The following is an 876-nucleotide window of genomic DNA, read 5'->3' as shown; positions in this document are numbered from 1 at the left end:
ACGGCAGAGGGAATGCCCGTCAGACGCTTTGTGGCCGGCTAAGGCTCCGACGTCCGAAGGTGAGACGTCCGAGCTTTGTGATGACCCCGGATCATCATTGCGCTGGGGATGAGACAAGAGAAGGTAAACTCGCTTGGATCGGGTCCCGAAGAGCCGAGCGGACGGGTTATGTGCTCGTTACATGGCGTCCTTGCGGGCGGCGCACCGGCGGGAGACCCGGGTCCCGGAGGCGGACGTTTCGGGGGCGGGCGGCAAATGCCAAGCTTTGCCGCCGTGATGCCCAGTGGACCTGCGTCCAGCACAGCTCGGCTTCCGTTGGTCGGGGTGGGGGGATCGAGCCGGCTGTGCCAAATTGGTGGAACAATCAGCTATTTACGCGGCTTGGGTCAGTCGGGAAACTTTAACCTACTGGTCGACCAAAGGTCGACTAAGTTGAGAAAAATCCTATATTAGTCAGATGGATTTCGTGGCGGACAGGGGACACTATATTGGCTCGGCTGAAGGTAGTTCGGCCGTGGATAAGCTTGTGTTGGCTACCGTCAACGCACCTTTCAAGCGGGATATCAGCGCGGCAATCCTTCACCAATGCATTGCGCGGGCCGAGATCAGCGAATGGCCAGTCCACGTTGCAGCGTTCTTTACCGACGTATCGCCGCGATTGGTTTTCGGCTTTGCCGCACTACACGGTATCTCCAAGTCCGAGCTCGCCGAAGCGTACGTGGTCGTGAAGACTAAGACGGGCGAGCACAACCCTGATTTGGAGAGCGAGCTTGTCCCACTGGCAGCTTCTGCTCGATAGAACAATTGTAGGCCTAGACCGCCTTCGAGCGAACGGAAAGCCCGTTCCCGATTGGGTGCTGGGGGGCGGTTGATGAT

Annotated in this window: 1 protein-coding gene; it reads left to right on the top strand. The window is 58.7% G+C overall.

Annotated elements, in window-relative coordinates:
• Positions 1 to 526 precede the first annotated feature (526 nt).
• A complete protein-coding gene (locus tag CWO89_RS44645) occupies positions 527 to 799 on the top strand; it encodes a hypothetical protein (RefSeq protein WP_130584432.1) in 273 nt (90 codons plus the stop codon).
• Positions 800 to 876 lie beyond the last annotated feature (77 nt).

The sequence above is a fragment of the Bradyrhizobium sp. Leo170 genome, assembly GCF_004296405.1.
In the GTDB taxonomy this organism is placed as follows: domain Bacteria; phylum Pseudomonadota; class Alphaproteobacteria; order Rhizobiales; family Xanthobacteraceae; genus Bradyrhizobium.
Note: the sequence above shows the minus strand (reverse complement) of the source record. Positions and strands in the feature narration are given on the sequence as shown.